Below are 19,542 nucleotides of genomic sequence, written 5' to 3' on the forward strand. Positions count from 1 at the left end.
TTCAGATGAGCTCAAGGTAGCGCTCCAGTTCCCAGGAGGTGACCGCCCGCTCGTACTGGCGCACCTCCCACTCGCGGGTGCGCACGAAATGATCCACGAAGCCCTCGCCCAGGATTTCGTGGGCTCGCTCGCTGTTCTTCAAGAGGGCCACCGCGTCCTTCAGGGTGCGGGGCAGCGGCTTCGTGTTCTTCGCCTCGTAGGCATTGGACAGCACGGGCGCGGGCGGTTCGATTTCGTTCTCGATGCCCCACAGGCCCGCGGCCAGGCTCACCGCCATGCCGATGTACGCGTTCATGTCCGCGCCCAGCTGGCGGTACTCGATGCGCATGGACTTGCCGCTGTCACCGATGACGCGGATGGCGCAGGTGCGGTTCTCCAGGCCCCACGTCGCGGTGGTGGGCGCCCAGGTGTTCTCCACGCTGCGCTTGTAGCTGTTGATGGTGGGCCAGTAGAGCGCCGTCAGATCCGGCATCAGCGCCACCTGCCCGCCGATGTAGTGCCGCATCAGCTTGCTCATCCCGTGCTTCTGCGACGGGTCGTGGAAGAGGTTCTCCTCCTCCTTCAGGTTCCACAGCGACTGGTGCACGTGGCCGGAGCAGCCCGGCAGCTTCGGATCCACCTTCGCCATGAAGCACGCGGACACGCCGTGCTTCGCGCAGATCTCCTTCACCACCGTCTTGAAGAGCGCCGCGCGGTCCGCCGCCAGCTCCAGCGTGTCGTAGCGGATGGCGGCCTCGAAGACGCCGGGGCCCGTCTCCGTGTGGAAGCCCTCGATGTTGAGCCCGTACGCGTTGCACCCGTCGATGAGCGCGTGCACCAGCGGCGCGTTCATGGACGTGCGCAGCCACGAGTAGCCGAACATGCCCGGCGTCAGCGGCGTGAGGTTCTTGAAGCCCTTCTCATGCAGGCTCTGCGGGCCCTCCTTGAAGAGGAAGAACTCGTACTCCGCGCCGAACTTGGGCAGGAAGCCCAGCTTGCGCGCGCGCTGGCCCATCTTCTGGAGCAACTGGCGCGGGCTCGCCTCGAAGGGCGTGCCGTCCGGGTTCACGAAGTCCAGCAGGAACGCCGCGGTGTCCGGCTCCCACGGGATGATGCGCGCGGTGGACAGGTCCACCTTCGCGGGCGTGTCCGGGTAGCCCGTGTGCCAGCCCGTCACCTTCGTGTTGTCCAACAGCTCGTCGCCCAGGTCCCAGCCGAAGACGACGTCGCAGAAGCCCAGGCCACTCTTCGCGGCGCTGTAGAACTTCTCCAGCGAGATGTACTTGCCGCGCCAGACGCCATCCATGTCGATGGCGCCCACCTTCACCTTGCGGACGCCCTTCTCGTCCATCCACCGGCGCAGGGAGTCCATGTCCCCCTGCTGTCCGGGCACCGCTCGCGGCCCTCCCTCGCTCCGCTCCTTCGCGCGAGCCCGGCGGGCCATCGCCGGATGGGTGAGCACCTTGGCCTTGGGACGCGACGCCATGCGGACCTTCCTTTTCTTCGTCATGCGGCGGTGAAGCGATGGAATGGAGTGGAGCGCGCGGGGTGAGTCAGGGAGACGGCAACTTCGTCCACACGGCCTTGGTCTGGAGGTAACCATCCAGCGCGTGGTGGCCCAGGTCCTTGCCCCAACCGGATTCCTTGTAGCCACCGAAGGGCGCCGCGTCGTCGAACTCGTTGAAGCAGTTGATCCACACCACGCCGCTCTTCACCTGCTTCGCCAGCGCGTGGGCCTTCGCGACATCGCCCGTCCAGATGGACGCGGCCAGGCCGTACTGCGTGCTGTTCGCCATCGCGATGGCCTCCGCGTCGTCGCGGAAGCGCAGGCAACTGAGCACCGGGCCGAAAATCTCCTCCTGGGCAATCTTCATGTCCGGCTTCACGTCACCGAAGATGGTGGGCTTCACGAAGCAGCCCTTCGCCTTGAAGCCCTCCGTGTCGCGGCCACCGCCCGCGAGCAGCTTCGCGCCCTGCTGCTTGCCGCTCTCGATGTAGCCCAGCACCACGTCCATCTGCTTCTGGCTCACCAGCGCGCCCATCTCCGTGGACACGTCCAGCGGGTCGCCCACCTTCATCGTGCGCGCCTTCTCCGCGAGCTTCGCGACGAAGGACTCGTAGGCGTCCTGGTGCACCAGCACGCGGCTGCCTGCGTTGCACGTCTCCCCCTTGTTGCCGAAGATGCCCCAGAAGCACGCCTCCACCGCGCGGTCGAAGTCCGCGTCCGGGAAGATGATCTGCGGGCTCTTGCCGCCCAGCTCCAGCGTCAGCTTCTTCAGGTTGCTCGCGGCGGACGCCTGGAGCAGCCGGCGCGCGGTGCGGCCAGAGCCGGTGAACGAAATCTTGTCCACGTCCGGGTGCCGGGCGATGGCTTCACCCGCGGGGTCACCCAGGCCGGTGACGATGTTGATGACGCCGGGCGGGAAGCCCGCCTCCAGCGCCAGCGCGCCCAGCTTCAGCGCGGTGAGCGGCGTGTACTCGGACGGTTTCACCACCACCGTGCAGCCGGCGGCCAGCGCGGGCCCCAGCTTCCAGCCCAGCATGCACGTGGGGTAGTTCCACGGCACGATGGCGCCCACCACGCCCACCGGCTCCTTGAGCGCGTAGGTGTGGAAGGGGCCGTCCACGGGCAGCACCTCGCCCGTGATGGTGCTGGCCATGTCCGCGAAGTTCGCGAGCGTCGCGGAGGCCGGCGCCACGTCACCCCGGATGGCGTCCTTGAACGTCTTGCCGTTGTTCAGCGACTCGACGAGCGCGAACTCCTCGCGGCGCTCGTAGAGCAGGTCCGCCAGCTTGCGGATGAGCTTGCCGCGCTCGCGGCCAGTCATCTTCCCCCACGGCCCGGATTCGAAGGCGCGGCGCGCGGCCTTCACCGCGCGGTCCACGTCCGCGGCGGTGCCCGCGGGCACGTCCGCGATCTTCTGGCCGGTGGCGGGATTCACCACCGCGAAGGTGCCCCCTTCGATGGGGTCCACCTGCTGCCCGTCGATGAGCAGCTTGAGCACAGGGAGCTTGGGAGTGAGCGAACGAGCGTCGGTCATGGCGAGGCCTCGGGTGAGCACGGCGCGCGAGCGACCTGGGAGTGGCGGGCACCGGACACGGACGGCTGGACACGGTAGGAATGAGGACATGACGCGGCAACCTGCCCCCATGAAGAACGTCCTCCTGCTGAAAGCCGGCGACGCGGCGACCTCCGTCCAGCTCTCCGTGGGCGACTATGAGCGGTGGTTTCTGCAAACCATTGGACTGTCCGGTCAGCGCTTCGACATCCTTCCCGTGCACAAGGGCGCCCCCCTGCCCAAGGACGCGAAGGGCTACGACGCGGTGATGATGACGGGCTCGCCCCTGTCGGTGACGCAGCGCGAGCCGTGGATGGAGCGCGCGGGCGCCTTCATGGTGGAAGCGGGCGAGCAGGGCATCCCCGTGCTCGGCGTGTGCTTTGGTCAACAGCTGCTCGCGGAGGCCTACGGCGGCAAGGTGTCGCGCAACCCCAACGGCCGCGAGACGGGCACCGTGGAGGTGACGCTCTCACCCGAGGGCCGCGCGGATCCGCTGTTCACCGGCCTGCCGGAGCGCTTCACCGTGCAGCAGACCCACGAGGACATCGTCTCCCGCCTGCCGGAAGGCGCCATGGTGCTCGCGGGCAACGCCAACACCGCGAACCAGGCGCTCGCGTTCCGGCCCAACGTGCGCGGCGTGCAGTTCCACCCGGAGATGCCCACGGACGCCATGCGCGCGGTCATCCTCGCTCGTGAGGACACGCTGGAGTCGCTCGGGCGGGAGAAGGGCATTCCCGAGGGCGAGTACGTTCCCCGGCTGTTGTCCGGCATCACCCCGACGCCGCACGCGCACCGGGTGCTGATGAACTTCCTCGAACACTTCACCTGACCGGACGGGCGCTGATCCGGGCCGCGCGCTGACGCGCTCCCTAGCTTTCTCCCGTTCAGGAGGGACGGGGGCGCTGGGATGAATCCGTTCGTGATGCAGTACCGGAAGCTGAAGTGCCAGCTGAAGTACCTGGCCAGCTACGTGGATCTGGATCCACGCGGCAACCAGGTCGTGCGCCGCACGGATTTCAAGCGCTGCCAGAGGCCGGTGCTCCTGCTGCACGGCTTCTTCAGCACGCGCCGCGTCCTGGAGGTGCTGGAGCACCGCCTGCGCCGCGAGGGCTACTGCGTCTGGTCCATCCACCTGGGCGGCACCATGGACCGCTTCAATACGCACCGCATCGACGAGCTGGCGCGCAAGGTCCAGGGCAAGGTGGACCGGCTCTACGAGCGCCACCCGGGCATGGGGCCGCTCACCATCATCGGCCACTCCAAGGGCGGCCTCATCGGCACGTACTACGTGAAGCGGCTGGGCGGGGACACGCGCGTGAAGAGCCTCATCACCCTGGGCACGCCGCACCGGGGCACGCGCATGGCCTACCTGGGCTGCGCGACGCTCGGCTGGTTCAGCCGCAGCATGTGGCAGCTCACGCCGACGTCGCGATTCATCAAGGGCCTGGGCGTGGGCGCCTTCCCACGCCACGTGCGGCTCACCTCCATCTACTCGCGCGACGACGTCATCGCGCCCTACCCGTCCTCCGTGCTGGACGTGGACGGCCAGCCCAACGTCTTCAACGTGGAGCTGTCGGGCGTGGTACCCCACGGCGAGCTGCTCACGCGCCGGGCCGTGTGGGAGGTCATCCAGCGCGAGCTGGCCCTGGGCTATGCTGACAGACCCGTGGCAGCACCCGTCGCCGCGCTTCCGCTCCCTCCCCTTCCGGTGGCCCTGCCCGCCGCCGCCAGCCCCTGACACATGCCCTCGCGCTGGGACCACCTCTTCGACCTCAAGCCCGTCGCCCTCATGGACCACCTGCTGAACGAGGTGGCGCGGCTGCTCGCCAAGGACCTGGAGTCCTGGCCCCCACCCGTCCAGGACCTGGACCCCGCCACCCTGGGCGAGTTCGCCCCGCTGTTCCAGGAGGCCACCCGGCGCCCCGACCCGGCCGTCTACACGGAGGCCCTGCGGCTGGCGAAGTGGGACCTGGCCCGCGAGTTCGACGCCTTCGACGACTACGTGCGCAACAAGCGCTACCTGGAGCGGGGCCTGGTCCCCGAGGACCGCGTCCCCCTGCTCTTCCTCACCCGCTGGCTCACCGAACAGATGCTGGGCCTGGGAGAGGCCACCCAGGGCCGCATCAAGCGCCCCCTGATGCGCGAGTGCCTGGAGCGCCTGGAGCCCCGGCTGGGCGACCGGTCCCGGATGCCCCAGGCCTGAAGCCCGGGCATGCCCCGGGCCGGCTGGCTGCCTTTCCCCAGAGGGGTTCCGGAGAGGGGTTCCGGACCCTTGGGGGGCATAGGAGCCCGGGCCCGCCGGAAGCTTTCCGCCGGGAACTTGTCAGGAGGGAGGCCGCTGCCTTAAGCCCGGGTGCATGTCGCAGCCCGTGGAAGCCACCGCCCCCGACGAACGCCGCAAGCGCCTGCTCCTCCTCGCCGGGTTGTGGGTGGCCATCGCGGTGACGCTCTTCGCCCTGCGCTCGGTGGTGATGCCCTTCGCGGGCGCGGCGCTCATCGCGTACCTGGTGCAGCCGCTGGTGGCGCGCATCACCCGGCTGAAGGTGGCCGGCCGCTACGTGCCGCGCTGGGTGGCCATCCTGCTCATCTACGCGGGGTTCTTCCTCGCGGTGTATCTCTTCTTCGTCGCGCTGGTGCCGCAGCTCTACCGCGAGGTGGCGCGCATCAGCCGCGAGATGGCCACCTTCGCCAGCGCGCTCACGCCGGAGCACGTGCAGGGGCTCGCGCAGCGCGCGGAGGAGTGGCTCAACACCTACGGCATCCCCGTGGCCCTGTCGGACCGGGCCATGGAGGGCGCGGCGGCGGGCTCGTCCGGCGGCTTCAGCCTGGCGCTGGACCTGGAGCAGATGCTCACGGACACGGTGGCGCGCGTGACGTCGCTCGCGAAGGAGAACCTGGCGGACATCGTCAACGTGTCGCGCCACATCGTCACGGAGGTGCTGACCGGCGTCTTCATGCTGTTCTTCATCCTGATGGTCGCCGCGTTCTTCTCCATCGACGCGCAGGCCATCCGCCGCTACTTCGGCACGCTCGTCCCCGCGGAGTTCCTGCCGGACGCGAAGACGCTGGTGGCCCGCATCGACAAGTCGCTGTCCGGCGTGGTGCGCGGGCAGGTCACCATCTGCCTGGTGAACGGCGGCCTCACGCTGGTGGGCCTGCTCCTGTTCGGCGTGAAGTTCGCGTTCCTGCTGGCCACCATCGCCACGCTCTTCAGCCTCATCCCCATCTTCGGCACCATCATCAGCTCGGTGCCCATCGTCCTCATCGCGCTGGCGGACGGCTTCCAGAAGGGCGTCGCGCTCCTGCTGTGGATCATCGGCATCCACGCGCTGGAGGCGTACTTCCTCAACCCGAAAATCATGGGCGAGGCCGCGCGCATCCACCCCGTGGTGGTGGCCTTCTCCCTCATCGCGGGCGAGAAGCTCTTCGGCCTCTGGGGAGCGCTGTTCGCGGTGCCGGTGGCCTCCATCGCGGTGGCCTGCTTCGACTACGCGCGCCTCAAGGCGCAGCCGCCTCCGCTGGTGGCCGCGACGACCCAGCAGGCGGTCGCCTCCACGGACGCCGCCCCTGCGGCTTGAACGACGGGCGTCCCCAAGCGTCCACCGGTGGAAAACCTGGGGCTGTCTCCCACTTCCCCCCTGGTCATCCCAGGGGCGAATGACTAATTCCAGGCACGCCTCCGCCTCTGAGGACGTGTGATGCCCCCGAGCCCCTCACCGGCCCCGGACTACCGGAGCCTGTTCGAAGCCGCACCCAACCCGTACCTGGTGCTGACACCGGAGTTCGTCATCATCGCGGTGACGGACACGTACCTGCGCGCCACGCGGACGCGGCGCGAGGACATCCTGGGCCGCAACATCTTCGACGTCTTCCCGGACAACCCGCGGGACCCACGGGCCAGCGGGGTGACCAACCTGCGCGCGTCGCTGGAGCGCGCGGTGAAGACGCGCACTCCGGACGCGATGGCGGTCCAGAAGTACGACATTCCCCGGCCCGAGCAGGCAGGCGGTGGGTTCGAGCTGCGCTACTGGAGCCCGCTGAACACCCCGGTGTGCGGCGAGGATGGCGCGGTGCGCTACGTCATCCACCGCGTGGAGGACGTCACCGACTTCATCCGCCTGAAGCACCTGGACGAGGAGCAGAGCCGCCAGCACGCCGAGCTCCGCGCCCGCGCGGACGAGATGGAGGGCGAAATCTTCCGGCGCGCCCAGCAGATTCAAGAGGCCAACCAGCAGCTGCGCGTGGCGAACGAGCAGCTGGGCGAGCTGGACCGGCTCAAGTCGGAGTTCTTCGCCAACGTCAGCCACGAGTTCCGCACGCCGCTGACGCTGATGCTGGGCCCCACGGAGGACCTGCTCGCCGGGCGTGCGGGCCCGCTGTCGGACGAGGTCCGCAAGGAGATGGAGCGGGTGCACCGCAACGCCGGGCGCCTGCTCAAGCTGGTGAACGCGCTGCTGGACCTGTCGAAGCTGGAGGCGGGCCCAAAGGAGGAGCGCTTCGCGCCCACGGACCTGGCCGCGCTGACGAAGGACGCGGCGTCCAGCTTCCGCTCCGCCATGGAGCGCGCGGGCCTCAAGCTCACGGTGGACTGCCCTCCCCTGTCCCAGCCCGTCTACGTGGCGCCGGACCTGTGGGAGCAGATCGTCCTCAACCTGGTCTCCAACGCGTTCAAGTTCACGCTCCAGGGCGGCGTCACGCTGCGCCTGCGCGAGCACGGGCAGCGGGTGTCGCTGGAGGTGGAGGACACCGGCTCGGGCATCCCCACGCACGAGCTGCCCCGCCTCTTCGAGCGCTTCCACCGCGTGACGGGCTCGCCATCGCGCACGGTGGAGGGCAGCGGCATCGGGCTCGCGTTGGTGCAGGAGTTCGCCAGGCTGCACGGCGGCACCGTGTCCGCGAGCAGCACGGAGGGCGAAGGCAGCACCTTCCGCGTGGAGCTGCCCCTGGGCCATGCGCACCTGCCGCAGGAGCGCATCCGCACCACCGCCCGGCAGCGCTCCGCGGCGCGCGAGGCCACGTCCGCCTACGTCGAGGAGGCGCTGCTGTGGGGCAGCGCGAAGCCCAAGGACCGCACGCAGTCCTCGCACCACCAGCACCCGGCGTCCGCGGACGGCCTCGCGGTGGCCCCCGCGCCCCGCGCGCGCATCCTGCTGGTGGACGACAACCGGGACATGCGCGACTACATCCAGCGCGTGCTCTCCACCGAGTACGACGTGGAGGTGGCGACGGACGGCGAGAGAGGCCTGGAGGCCGCGCTGATCCGGCCACCGGACCTGGTTCTGTCGGACGTGATGATGCCGAAGCTGGACGGCATGGGCCTGTTGAGGGCCCTGCGCGCCGCGCCCACCACCCGCGAGCTGCCCATCCTGCTGTTGTCCGCGAAGGCCGGAGAAGAGGCCACGGTGCAGGGCCTGACGTCCGGCGCGGACGACTACCTGGTGAAGCCCTTCTCCGCGGGTGAGCTGCTCGCGCGCATCGCCTCCAACCTGAAGCTCGCGAGGATGCGCGGAGAGATGGCCAACGAGCGCGTCCGCGCGGAGAACCTGACGGAAGCCCTGCGCGCCCGCGACGACTTCCTCTCCGTGGCGGCGCACGAGCTGCGCACGCCGCTGGCGGCCTTCCAGCTGCACCTGGAACTGGTGGAGCGCGGCCTGGGCAAGGATGCTCCGCCCAAGGCGCTGGAGCGCCTGAAGCAGGCGCGGTCCTTCATCCGCCGGCTGGCGATGCTCGTGGACGTGCTGATGGACGTGTCGCTCATCACCAGCGGCCGGCTGAAAATCACCCGCACGGACGTGGACCTGGGTGACCTGCTGGTGGAGGTGACGCGCTTCGCGGAAGAAGAAGCGCGCCGTGACGGCACGCCGCTCACCGTGGACGTGAAGGGCCCGGTGATGGGCACCTTCGACCCGTCACGCATCTCGCAGGTGGTGCACAACCTGGTCGCCAACGCGCTGAAGTTCGGCCGGGGCCGGCCGGTGGACGTGACGCTGCAGCCGGATGGAGAGGTCGTGCGCCTGTCCGTGGTGGACCACGGCATCGGCATCAAGCCGGAGGACCGCGAGCGCATCTTCGACCGCTTCGAGCGCGCCGTGTCCACGCACCACTACGGCGGCCTGGGCCTGGGGCTCTGGGTGTCGCGTCAGGTGGTGGAAGCGCACCAGGGCCGCATCGACGTGGAGGACACGCCGGGCGGCGGCACCACCTTCCGCGTGACGCTGCCCTTGAGGGACCCGCCGTTGGACGTGGTCAGCGGGCTGGCCAGCTGAACCCGCCCGCTACTGGCAGGCGGCGGCGCAGCGCGCGTTGCGGCACGTGGGGATGCACCGGCCGCAGTCCACGCTGTTGGGAGTACACGTCCCGTCGCACCGCACGTTCGTGCAGTCCGGTCCCACGTCGCGGTGGGTGATGGCGGTGCCCTCACCGCAGCACGCGTTCGCGACGCAGTCCGAGTCGTCGTAGCAGACCTGGCTGGAGAGCACCGGTGGGGTGTCTCCAATGGGCAGGTCCTCTACCCCCAGGTCGCATCCCGCCAACAGCCCCAGGGTGAGGCCCGCGACAGCGCGGGCGACAAGAAGAGGGAGGCGGGCACGACGCATGGGGGGCTCCTTGGGCCGGAAGGGAACTACCGGTTCATCGAGCCCAGGAACTCCGCGTTCGCCGCCGTCGGACGCATGTGCTTGAGCACGAACTCCATCGCGTCGATGGGGGTGAAGGGGTGGAGCACCTGGCGCAACGCCGTAATGCGCACCAGGTCCGCCTGAGACAAGAGGAGCTCCTCCTTGCGGGTGCCGGATTTGTTGATGTCGAGCGTTGGGAAGATGCGCTTCTCCATCAACTTCCGGTCCAGGACGATTTCGGAGTTACCCGTGCCCTTGAACTCCTCGAAAATCACCTCGTCCATGCGGCTGCCGGTGTCGATGAGCGCCGTGCCGATGATGGTGAGGCTGCCGCCCTCTTCGATGTTGCGGGCCGCGCCGAAGAAGCGCTTGGGCTTGTGGAGCGCGTTGGCGTCCACGCCGCCGGAGAGGATCTTGCCGGACGCGGGCACCACCGTGTTGTAGGCGCGCGCCAGACGGGTGATGGAGTCCAGCAGGATGCAGACGTCGTACTTCTGCTCGACCAGGCGCTTGGCCTTGTCGATGACCATCTCCGCCACCTGCACGTGGCGCGTGGCGGGCTCGTCGAAGGTGGAGGACACCACCTCGCCGCGCACGCTGCGCTCCATGTCCGTCACTTCCTCCGGGCGCTCGTCCACGAGCAGCACGATGAGGTAGACGTCCGGGTGGTTGCGGCTGATGGCGTGCGCGATGTTCTGCAGCAGCACCGTCTTGCCGGCCTTCGGAGGCGCCACGATGAGACAGCGCTGGCCCAGGCCAATGGGGCAGAACATGTCGATGATGCGCGTGGTCATCTCCGACGACTCGTGCTCCAGCTTGAGCTTGCGCGTCGGATAGAGCGGCGTGAGGTTGTCGAACAGGATGCGCTCGCGCGCCGCGTCCGACATGGGGTCCGCGAAGTTGACCTTGTCCACCTTCTGGAGCGCGAAGAAGCGCTCGCCCTCGCGGGGCTGGCGGATGGGGCCCGTCACGGTATCGCCGGGCCGCAGGTTGAAGCGGCGCACCTGCGACGGCGACACGTAGATGTCGTCCGGGGACGGCTGGTAGTCGCTGTCCGCGCTGCGCAGGAAGCCGAAGCCGTCGCTCAAGAGCTCCAGCACGCCTTCCGCGTGGACCTCGAAGCGCTTGTCGGCGATGCCGCCCAGCAGCGCGAAGATGAGGTCCTGCTTCTTCAGACCCTGGTAGCCCTCGATGCCCGTGTCGTGGGCCATCTTCGCCAGGTCGACGATCTTCATCCGCTTCAGGTCATTGAGCTTGATGACCTGCATCGGGGTGCCGTCGCGCTCGACCTCCGTGATGGCGGGGCCTTCCGCGGACTCCTGCGGGGCGGCCGGAGCGGCCTCCTCGGCGGGCGTCTCCTCCTCCGTGCCGCGCAGCTCCTGGAGCTCGTCGTCGCGCACGGGACGGGAGATGGGAGTGAGCACCGGACGGGGCGCTTCCGCGGCGACCTCGGGGGCCTCGGCCTCCTCGGCGGGAGCCTCTTCACGACGAGCCGGCGCACGACGCGTCCGGGGAGCGGGCTTCTCCGCCTCCTTCGCCGCCGCGCGCTTGCGCCGGGGCTTCTCCTCGGTGAACACCGGCTGGACTACCTTCTCTCGGGGGGAACGGGCTTTGGCCATGACGGTCTGCGTACGGAAGTAGGGGGGGAAGCGCCCGAAGGCTCGGGCAGGCTGTACGCGGGACGGCGATCCGTCCGCGCGGCGCTCGGAAGCACCTTCCAGGGGGCAGCACCACCCAAGTCCTGGGAGCGGACCGGAGGGCGCGTGGGCCTGTGGTTGGGAAGAGACGGCGCCGGGGGAACCCCTGCGCCAGGAACCGCGCTGGAAACTATTGACCGACTCCAGAGCTGTCAAGGCATCCGTGCCTGGCTCTGTCCCGTTTTTCAGGGGGTTGCACTGGAGGGTGGGGGTATTGCGAACAGGGAATCCGCTATGTAGCTGAAATTCGGGCCTACTGGGGCGGCGGATGCGCTCTCTTGCCGTGAACACGCGCCCCCGGGTTCCCCTTCCCGAGTGCGTGAGGCGGCCCTGTCAGGTGGTGCCGGTAGAGTGCTCCTCCTCCAACGCGGGGCGTGCGCAACTGGCCGCGCCCCTGAATTGGGGTAAGGACACACCCCGTGGACACCTTCCCGAAAGCCGAAGCCCGCGCCCGAGCGCTCCGTCAGGAGCTGGCCCACCACAACCACCGCTACTACGTGCTGGACGCGCCGGAAATCAGCGACGCCCAATACGACACGCTGATGCGTGAGCTCCAGGGGCTGGAGGAGCAGTACCCCCAGCTGATGACGCCGGACTCGCCCACCCAGCGCGTGGGCGGCGCGGCGGTGGACGACTTCGGGCAGGTGGTGCACACCACGCAGATGCTGTCGCTGGCGAACATCTTCGATGACGCCGGGCTCACGGAGTTCGACGACCGCATCCGCAAGCTGACGGGCCTGTCGCAGGTGGGCTACGTGTGCGAGCCCAAGCTGGACGGCCTGGCCATCTCCCTGCGCTTCGAGGACGGCCGCTTCGTGCAGGGTGCCACGCGCGGCGACGGCACCACCGGCGAGGACGTCACGGGCAACCTGCGCACCATCAAGAGCCTGCCCCTGGAGCTGTTCCCCAAGGACGGCGTGAAGGTGCCCAGGCGGTTGGAGGTCCGCGGCGAGGTCTTCATCCGCAAGGAGGACTTCCGCAAGCTCAACGAGAAGCGCGAAGAGGCGGGCGAGTCGCTCTTCGCCAACCCGCGCAACGCCGCCGCGGGCAGCCTGCGCCAGCTGGACCCCAAGGAGACCGCCGCCCGGCCCCTGTCCGTCTACCTGTACGAATGCGTGCCCGGCGACGGCGTGCCCGCCTTCAAGACGCACACGGAGAAGCTGGAGTACCTGAAGACGCTGGGCCTGCCCATCAACCGCTACCAGCACGCGGACGGGTCGGACGGCGTGCGCCAGCGCTACGACGAGTCCCTGAAAGGCCGCCACGCCCTGCCCTTCGAAGTCGACGGCATGGTGGTGAAGGTGGACGACGAGGACCTGCGCCGCCGCCTGGGCCAGGTGTCCAAGAGCCCGCGCTGGGCGGTGGCCTACAAGTTCCCGCCGGAGGAGGAGTCCACCACGGTGGAGGACATCGGCATCCAGGTGGGCCGCACGGGCGCGCTCACGCCGGTGGCGCACCTGAAGCCGGTGAAGGTGGGCGGCGTGACGGTGTCGCGCGCCACGCTGCACAACGAGGACGAGCTGCGCCGCAAGAACGTGCGCAAGGGCGACACCGTCTTCGTGCGCCGCGCGGGTGACGTGATTCCGGAGATCGTCTCCGTGGTGCTGTCCAAGCGCCCGGAGGACTCCCAGCCCTTCACCTTCCCCACCCACTGCCCCGTGTGCGGCGCGGTGGCGGCCAAGGACGAGGACGGCGCCATCATCCGCTGCACGGGCGCGTCCTGTCCCGCGCAGCTGGTGGAGAAGGTGCGCCACTTCGCCAGCCGCCTCGCCCTGGACATTGAAGGCCTGGGGGACAAGCTGGCCATGCAGTTGGTGACGTCCGGGCAGGTGAAGACGTTCGCGGACCTGTTCGCGCTCACCCGGGACTCGCTGCTCAAGCTGGAGCGCATGGGGGAGAAGAGCGCGGACAACCTGCTGGCCTCCATCGCGGGCAGCAAGGACACCACCCAGCGCCGCTTCCTGTATTCGCTGGGCATCCGCCACGTGGGCGACTCCACGGCGCGCGCCCTGGCGGAGTCCTTCCCGGAGGTGAGGTCGCTCTTCACGGCCAGCCTGGAGGACATCAGCCGGGTGAAGGACGTGGGCCCGGTGATGGCACAGGTCATCCACACCTTCTTCCAGGAGCCCCAGAACCAGGCCGCCATCCAGGCCCTCCTGGACGCGGGAGTCCACCCGGCCCCCCCGGCGGTCGCCACGGGCGGCCCCTTCGTGGGCAAGACGGTGGTGCTCACCGGCACCATGGAGCGGCTTGCGCGCGAGCAGGCCAAGGAGGAAATCGAACGGCGCGGCGGTAAGGTCTCCGGAAGTGTCTCGCGCAAGACCGATTTCGTCGTCGCCGGCGAGGACGCGGGTACCAAGCTGAAGAAGGCTCAGGAATTGGGCGTAAGAATCCTGGATGAGCAGGCGTTCCTGAAGCTGCTAGAAGGGGATGCCAGAGCATGAGGCCAGAGGCATGAGCACGCAGCGCCGGGTGACCCTGCGCATCCAGGGCATGGTCCAGGGCGTCTCCTATCGGGAGAGCGCCCGCCAGGAGGCGCTGCGCCTCGGCCTGTCTGGCTGGGTGCGAAACCGGAGCGACAGCTCCGTGGAGGCCACGGTGGAAGGCGAACCGGGCGCGCTGGAAGACTTCATCCGCTGGTGTCACTCGGGTCCCCGCATGGCGCGCGTCACGGACGTGGCGCGCACGGACGGGCAGGCCTCTGGCGAATTCCGCACCTTCACCGTGGAGCGCACATCATGACGCCCTACGCGCTGGCTTCCCTGCCGGCCATGCTGGGCATCCGGTCCGGCACCAAGGTTTCCGTCATCAACCCCCCGCGGGGCTTCGTGCAGAAGCTCAACCCGCTGCCGGACGGGGTGGAGTTCCTCGTCACGGCCCAGACGGGGCTGGACGTCATCCTCTTCTTCACCTCCGACGCCACGGAGCTGGTGCAGCGGCTGCCCGCGCTGTCGCGCGCCACCACCCTCAACGGCGGCATCTGGGTCTGCTGGCCCGCTGGCGAGGGCGTGAAGACGCGCCTGTCCGAGGACTTCGTGCGCCAGGCGGCGCTCGACATCGGCCTCGTCGACAACAAGATCTGCATCATCGACGAGACCTGGACCGGCCTGCGGCTGGTGCGGCGTCCGCGAGGGAAGCTGGACAAGCCGGAAGGGCGCAAGCAGGCCCCCGCCCAGGCCTGAACGTCCGTTTCCGAGCGCCCGTGCACCCGGCGGGCGGGCCCGCCCTCCATCTGCCCGACAGTGGATGAACGGGTGCATCGGGCCTTTACACACCTGGAGGGGCGTGGAAAACTCTCCGTGTTTCTGGGTGGTTGTGTGACGCCCCGCGTTGGCGGGACATCAGGCCCAGGCAGGAATTTCGACGGGTTGCGCTTCCGGTTTCCTCCGGATGCCCCTGCTGCTCCGGGGCCCCCAGACACCCCCCCAAGGTGGCCCACATGACGGGCACCGACCGGGTGCGGAAGAGGGGGCGGACGGCACGGGCGTGGTGGAAGCCTCGAGCGCGTGAAGAGAAGCAGCCCCGCCCGGCACGGTGCCGGTCGCAATGCGGGGCGACATGAACTCGGAGGAGCAGGCGGCGATGTCCTCGGCCCCCACCCAGGTGTTGCGTTCTCCCTCCGGGTCTACCGGAAGGCGTCCACACGCCGGGGGGCTGCTGGCCGCCTCTCCCCTCGCGGCGTGCTCGGAGGTGTGGCGTCTCGCCGCCTCCCGTCCGGTGAGGTCCCCCCTACCGCGCGCGCTACCAGGATTCATCCATGAGCAGTGTGCTCGTCATCAATGCCGCGGGTCGGGAGACCCGGGTCGCCCTCGTCGAGGGCGGCCATATCGCGGAGTTCTACCTCGAGCGTAAGAAGGACAAGGGCGTCGTCGGAAACATCTACAAGGGTCGCGTCGTCCGGGTGCTCCCGGGCATGCAGGCGGCCTTCGTGGACATCGGGTTGGAGAAGGCCGCCTTCCTGTACGTCAGCGACGTCGTCTACGACCCGGACTTCGCCCGCGCGCAGTTCGAGTTGACCGAGGGCGAGCACGAGGACGCCCCGGACGTCCCCACCGAGTCCGAGGCCGACGCCGTGGAGTTCGCGGCCGCCAACGTCCCGGACGCCACGCACGCGCTGCCCGCTGGCACGGAAGCCCCCACGGGCGCTCCGGAGCCGGTGCTGGCGCACGACGGCGCGCTGGCGCTGGACGTCCAGACCCAGGCCGCCCCCCAGGTGGAGTCCCCTGAAGCGTCGCATGACGCGACGCCCGAGGCCGTGAATCCGGCGCCGGAGGCCACTCCTGCCCCGGTGGAGGCCCAGGTTTCGTCCGAGCCGGCCGAGCCCGCGTCATCCGTGGCCGTCATCGTGGAGACCCCGGCCGAAGGTGCCACGCAGGAGTCCCCGGTCGAGGTGTCCACCGCCGCCGTGGCGGTGCCGCTGACGGAGAACAGCACGCCTTCGGTGGAAGCCCCCGCGGTGGTGCAGGAGACGCCCGCGGAGAGCGCCGTCGCCGCCGTCGCCGAGTCCGGCGTGGCGCCCGCGACGGAAGGCAGCGCCGCCGAGCCGCCGCCGCACGCGGCCGCCCTGGGCGAGCTCATCCCCTCCCCCGCCGCCGACGCCCGTCCCGCCGAGGTCTCCGGCGAGCGCCGCACGCCGCGTGAGGCGCGCGAGGCCCGTGAGCCGCGCAACCGGGAAGGCCGCGAGAAGGACAAGGACAAGGACAAGCGCCGCCAGGAGCCGCCCCGCCGCGAGAAGCGCGACGAGGAGAAGGAGAAGCCCAAGCAGCGCAAGACGGACAAGATTGAAGACCTGCTGAAGGTGGGCCAGGAGGTGGTGGTCCAGATTTCCAAGGACCCCATCGGCACGAAGGGCGCGCGGCTCACCTCGCACATCTCCATCCCCGGCCGTCACCTGGTGTTCATGCCCACGGTGGACCACGTGGGCATCAGCCGCCGCATCTCCAACGAGAAGGAGCGCCGCCGGCTGCGTGAAATCGTGGACCGGCTGCGGCCGCCCGGCACGGGCTTCATCGTGCGCACCGTGGCGGAGAACGTTCCCCAGGAGAAGCTGGAGAGCGACATCCGGTTCCTCATCGAGGTGTGGAACCAGGTGGTGCGCCGCAACGAGAAGCGCGGCGGACCGGGCCTGCTGCACCCGGACCTGGACCTCATCCTGCGCGCCACGCGCGACCTGTTCGCCCACGACGTGGAGAAGCTGGTCGTGGACGACGCGGAGGAGTACGAGCGCATCCAGGGCTTCGTCACCGCGCAGGACCCGGCGCTGCGCGACCGCGTGGTGCTGCACGAGACCGACGAGCCCGTCTTCGACGCCTACGGCATCGAGCAGGAGCTGCAGCGCGCCACCCAGCGCAAGGTGTGGCTGAAGAGCGGCGGCTACCTGATCATCGACCAGGCGGAGGCGCTCACCGCCATCGACGTCAACTCGGGACGCTACGTCGGCAAGAAGAGCCTCGAGGAGACCATCACCAAGATCAACGTCGAGGCGGCCAAGGAGATCGTCTACCAGCTCCGGCTGCGCAACATCGGCGGCATCATCATCTGCGACTTCATCGACATGGAGAAGGCGCAGAACCGCGACAAGGTCTTCAAGTCGCTGCAGGAGGCGCTGGGCCGGGACAAGGCCAAGACGAACGTGCTGCGCATCTCCGAGCTGGGCCTGGTGGAGATGACGCGCAAGCGCGTGCGCGAGTCCATTGGCCGCGTGCTGCACGAGGACTGCCCGTACTGCGACGGCAAGGGCTTCGTGAAGACGGCCACCACGGTCGCGTACGAAATCTTCCGGGAGATCCGTCGCGAGGCGCCGGGCTACAAGGACTCCACGCTCGTCATCAACTGCAACGCGGAGGTCGCGCGGCTGCTGCAGGGCGAGGAGCGCAACGAGCTGCGGCACCTGATGGACCGCTACAACAAGTCCATCCAGGTGAAGGCGCAGCAGAACTACCACCGCGAGCAGTACGACATCTACGGCCGGTCGGCCACGGGCCCCGAGCACAAGGTGGCCTCGTCGCCGGGCTCCGGTGACGGCGAGCTGGCGATGCAGCAGCGCCGTCCGGAGAGCAACTACGGCGGCGGCGGCCGTCAGGACCAGGGCCGCCGTGGCGGGGGCCGGGACCGCGACCGTGGTGAGCGCGGTGGCGGTGAGAACCGTGGCGGCGCAGAGAGCCGTGGCGCAGAGAGCCGTGGCGCAGAGAGCCGTGGCGCAGAGAGTCGTGGCGGGGAACGCGGAGGCGAGCGCGGCGGCGGTGACCGTCGCGAGGGCCGCCGTCCCGAGCGCGGCGAGCGCGGCGGTGACCGCAACCGGGGTGGCGACCGTGAGCGTCGCGGCGGTGGCGAGGGCCGTGGCGGAGAGCGCGGCGAGCGGTCCGGAGGCGGCTCCGGCGGAGGCAACAACGGCGGCAATGGCGGCAATGGCGGCGGCGCGCCTCCCGCGGCGTCCGGCGGGGGCTCGTCCGAGCCGTCCAGTGGGAGCAGCGAAGGCTGAGCGCTCGAGTGACGCCGGACCCTTGAGTCCGGACCGTGAGTGACCGCGAAGGCCCGGTGGGTACATCCCGCCGGGCCTTCTGCATTGGAGCTGGAATACGGCCTTCCGCATGGTGACCGACCAGGCGGCCGAGGCCCGTGCAGGTGCTGACAACGTCCGCTCTGTTGGGGTGGGAGGGCTGGTTCAGCGGGGCGGGGTTTGGCTACGGTGGCACTTCCACGCCGGGGGTGTCGTCGAGTCCCTGGCCCATCTGAATCGCCTGGGATGAACCGCTCGCCTTCGCGCCTTCGCACGCTCCTGGACTCCCGCGCCCCGGCCGCACCGGGCTGGAAGCACACCGGGAGGGAGTCGTGAGGCTCCGGAAGCTGTCCTGGCGCGCGCGGCGCTCGCTGGTGCGTGCACGGGCCTGGGCGGTCCAGACAGCGGCCCGCGTGTGGGCGCCCATCGGGGCCACGTCAGCGGGCCGCTTCGCGGCGGACATCTTCTTCGCGGGGCGCACCGTGGCGCGCGGCTTCATGGGCGAGAACCTGCGCCTGCGCGCCGCCGCGCTCACGTACATCAGCATGTTCTCGCTGGTGCCGCTGCTGACCGTGGGCATCGTGCTGTTGCGCACGCTCCACCAGGACCAGTTCCAGCGGAAGCTGCGCTTCGTCATCTCCGAGGTGCTCGCGCCGGGGGTCAGCGAGGAGTCCGCCACCCTGCTCGACCGGTTCCTGCACCCGGGCGACTCCATCGCGGTGGGCAGCGTGGGCTTCCTCGCGGTGCTTTTGTCCGCGGGCTCGCTGCTGCGCCACATCGACGGCGCGGTGAACGAGCTGTGGGGGATCCGGCGCCAGCGCCCGTGGCTGACGCGCCTGTCCATCTACGCGGGCCTGCTGCTCCTGGGCCCCATCTTCATGGCCATCTCGTTCTCCGGCACCGGCCGGGTCCGCGTGCTGCTGCAGACCTACGCCCCTTCCGCGCCGTTCTTCATCGGGGTGGGCACCATGCTCATCGCCATGGGCAGCCTGACGCTGCTGTACCTGTGGACGCCCTACGCCCACGTGCGCGTGCGCTCGGCGCTTGCGGGCGGGCTGGTTTCGGGCCTGGGCTGGATGCTGGCGAAGCAGGTGTACGCCGAGTTCGCCGCGCGCAGCTTCCTCTACAACCCCCTCTACGCGTCACTGGGCGCCCTGCCCCTGTTCCTCGCCTGGGTGTACGTGAGCTGGCTGGTGATGCTGTTTGGCGCCCGGCTGTCCTACGCCGTGGAGCACGTCTCCTTCCGCGACTCGCTCTTCGCCTTCGGGACCCACCCGCGCGCGCACGAGCTGGTGGCCGCGCGCGTCGCCCAGGACGTCACCCTGTGCTGGGTGGATGGCGCCACCCCGCCCCTGCCCCGGGAGCTGGCCACGCGGCTGCGCGTGCCGGAGTCACTGGTGCATGAGGTGGTGGACCGCATGGTGGATGCCCGCCTGCTGGAGCGGGGCCGGCGGGGTGGCCTGCGCCCCACGCGGGACCCCGCGGAAATCACGCTCGCCGACACCACGCTCGCAGTGCACGGAGTGATGATCACCGGCGGCCCCGACACCTGGACGAGCCCCAAGGCCCCCGGCTTCGAACAGTTCGAACCCCTGTTCCAAGCGGCCGACTGTGCCGGGGTCGACCTGCTGCGCCGCACCCGGTGGCTGGACCTGGTCACGCCGCTGCGCCCGGGGCTGGTCGCCCCGCCC

At 69.6% G+C, this 19,542-nt stretch carries 14 protein-coding genes; 10 read left to right on the plus strand and 4 right to left on the minus strand.

Going from position 1 to position 19,542, the window contains the following annotated elements; genetic code table 11:
* Position 1 precedes the first annotated feature (1 nt).
* Both D7V77_RS06780 and D7V77_RS06785 read right to left on the minus strand, forming a co-directional pair.
* Positions 2–1,465: a glutamine synthetase family protein gene (locus tag D7V77_RS06780; RefSeq protein ID WP_169819714.1), complete on the minus strand. Its 1,464-nt coding sequence runs from the start codon at positions 1,463–1,465 to the stop codon at positions 2–4.
* Positions 1,466–1,532: 67 nt separating this feature from the next.
* Entirely contained in the window at positions 1,533–3,020 is a 1,488-nt protein-coding gene (locus D7V77_RS06785) for an aldehyde dehydrogenase family protein (RefSeq protein WP_120575445.1), read from the minus strand.
* Between the two features lie 88 nt (positions 3,021–3,108).
* Here D7V77_RS06785 and D7V77_RS06790 point away from each other — a divergent pair, with 88 nt between their 5' ends.
* The 5 genes from D7V77_RS06790 to D7V77_RS06810 all read left to right on the plus strand — a co-directional run bounded on the left by D7V77_RS06790 (position 3,109) and on the right by D7V77_RS06810 (position 9,304).
* Complete coding sequence (locus D7V77_RS06790) at positions 3,109–3,867, plus strand: glutamine amidotransferase (protein WP_172808344.1); 759 nt, start codon at positions 3,109–3,111, stop codon at positions 3,865–3,867.
* A gap of 78 nt (positions 3,868–3,945) precedes the next feature.
* Positions 3,946–4,776, plus strand: coding sequence for a triacylglycerol lipase (locus D7V77_RS06795; RefSeq protein ID WP_120575447.1), 831 nt, complete (start codon positions 3,946–3,948; stop codon positions 4,774–4,776).
* A gap of 3 nt (positions 4,777–4,779) precedes the next feature.
* Positions 4,780–5,241: a hypothetical protein gene (locus tag D7V77_RS06800; RefSeq protein ID WP_120575448.1), complete on the plus strand. Its 462-nt coding sequence runs from the start codon at positions 4,780–4,782 to the stop codon at positions 5,239–5,241.
* A 154-nt stretch (positions 5,242–5,395) separates the two neighbouring features.
* Positions 5,396–6,616: an AI-2E family transporter gene (locus D7V77_RS06805; RefSeq protein WP_120575449.1), complete on the plus strand. Its 1,221-nt coding sequence runs from the start codon at positions 5,396–5,398 to the stop codon at positions 6,614–6,616.
* A 120-nt stretch (positions 6,617–6,736) separates the two neighbouring features.
* Complete coding sequence (locus D7V77_RS06810) at positions 6,737–9,304, plus strand: ATP-binding protein (RefSeq protein ID WP_120575450.1); 2,568 nt, start codon at positions 6,737–6,739, stop codon at positions 9,302–9,304.
* Positions 9,305–9,313: 9 nt separating this feature from the next.
* On the opposite strand, the gene D7V77_RS06815 is transcribed toward D7V77_RS06810, so the two are convergent.
* Both D7V77_RS06815 and rho read right to left on the minus strand, forming a co-directional pair.
* Positions 9,314–9,634 (minus strand): hypothetical protein, encoded by a 321-nt coding sequence (locus tag D7V77_RS06815; protein ID WP_120575451.1) that lies wholly within the window; start codon positions 9,632–9,634, stop codon positions 9,314–9,316.
* Between the two features lie 26 nt (positions 9,635–9,660).
* A complete protein-coding gene (gene rho, locus D7V77_RS06820) occupies positions 9,661–11,274 on the minus strand; it encodes a transcription termination factor Rho (RefSeq protein ID WP_120575452.1) in 1,614 nt (537 codons plus the stop codon).
* Positions 11,275–11,771: 497 nt separating this feature from the next.
* Here rho and ligA point away from each other — a divergent pair, with 497 nt between their 5' ends.
* From ligA to D7V77_RS06845, 5 genes are all read left to right on the plus strand, one after another.
* On the plus strand, positions 11,772–13,796 hold the full coding sequence (ligA, locus tag D7V77_RS06825) for an NAD-dependent DNA ligase LigA (protein ID WP_120575453.1): 2,025 nt from the start codon (positions 11,772–11,774) through the stop codon (positions 13,794–13,796).
* 10 nt (positions 13,797–13,806) lie between these two features.
* The gene (locus D7V77_RS06830; protein ID WP_120575454.1) at positions 13,807–14,094 is read left to right on the plus strand and encodes an acylphosphatase; all 288 of its coding nucleotides are present in this window, start codon (positions 13,807–13,809) and stop codon (positions 14,092–14,094) included.
* Positions 14,091–14,534 (plus strand): DUF3052 family protein, encoded by a 444-nt coding sequence (locus tag D7V77_RS06835; protein WP_014398919.1) that lies wholly within the window; start codon positions 14,091–14,093, stop codon positions 14,532–14,534. The genes D7V77_RS06830 and D7V77_RS06835 overlap by 4 nt, the downstream gene beginning before the upstream one ends.
* A 575-nt stretch (positions 14,535–15,109) precedes the next feature.
* The gene (locus tag D7V77_RS06840) at positions 15,110–17,833 is read left to right on the plus strand and encodes an Rne/Rng family ribonuclease (protein ID WP_120575455.1); all 2,724 of its coding nucleotides are present in this window, start codon (positions 15,110–15,112) and stop codon (positions 17,831–17,833) included.
* A 365-nt stretch (positions 17,834–18,198) separates the two neighbouring features.
* Positions 18,199–19,542, plus strand: a 1,344-nt coding sequence (locus tag D7V77_RS06845) for a YhjD/YihY/BrkB family envelope integrity protein (RefSeq protein ID WP_120575459.1), incomplete at its 3' end; no start/stop codon positions are given.

This window comes from Corallococcus sp. CA041A (assembly GCF_003612075.1).
Taxonomy (GTDB): Bacteria; Myxococcota; Myxococcia; order Myxococcales; family Myxococcaceae; genus Corallococcus; species Corallococcus exiguus.

Excerpts from the sequence above, each read along its gene's own strand:
- D7V77_RS06780 (WP_169819714.1), bottom strand. The coding sequence starts at position 1,465 with ATGGCGTCGCGTCCCAAGGCCAAGGTGCTCACCCATCCGGCGATGGCC.
- D7V77_RS06840 (WP_120575455.1), top strand. The coding sequence starts at position 15,110 with ATGAGCAGTGTGCTCGTCATCAATGCCGCGGGTCGGGAGACCCGGGTC.
- D7V77_RS06815 (WP_120575451.1), bottom strand. The coding sequence starts at position 9,634 with ATGCGTCGTGCCCGCCTCCCTCTTCTTGTCGCCCGCGCTGTCGCGGGC.
- D7V77_RS06830 (WP_120575454.1), top strand. The coding sequence starts at position 13,807 with ATGAGCACGCAGCGCCGGGTGACCCTGCGCATCCAGGGCATGGTCCAG.
- rho (WP_120575452.1), bottom strand. The coding sequence starts at position 11,274 with ATGGCCAAAGCCCGTTCCCCCCGAGAGAAGGTAGTCCAGCCGGTGTTC.
- D7V77_RS06835 (WP_014398919.1), top strand. The coding sequence starts at position 14,091 with ATGACGCCCTACGCGCTGGCTTCCCTGCCGGCCATGCTGGGCATCCGG.
- D7V77_RS06800 (WP_120575448.1), top strand. The coding sequence starts at position 4,780 with ATGCCCTCGCGCTGGGACCACCTCTTCGACCTCAAGCCCGTCGCCCTC.
- D7V77_RS06790 (WP_172808344.1), top strand. The coding sequence starts at position 3,109 with ATGACGCGGCAACCTGCCCCCATGAAGAACGTCCTCCTGCTGAAAGCC.
- D7V77_RS06795 (WP_120575447.1), top strand. The coding sequence starts at position 3,946 with ATGAATCCGTTCGTGATGCAGTACCGGAAGCTGAAGTGCCAGCTGAAG.
- D7V77_RS06805 (WP_120575449.1), top strand. The coding sequence starts at position 5,396 with ATGTCGCAGCCCGTGGAAGCCACCGCCCCCGACGAACGCCGCAAGCGC.
- D7V77_RS06785 (WP_120575445.1), bottom strand. The coding sequence starts at position 3,020 with ATGACCGACGCTCGTTCGCTCACTCCCAAGCTCCCTGTGCTCAAGCTG.
- D7V77_RS06810 (WP_120575450.1), top strand. The coding sequence starts at position 6,737 with ATGCCCCCGAGCCCCTCACCGGCCCCGGACTACCGGAGCCTGTTCGAA.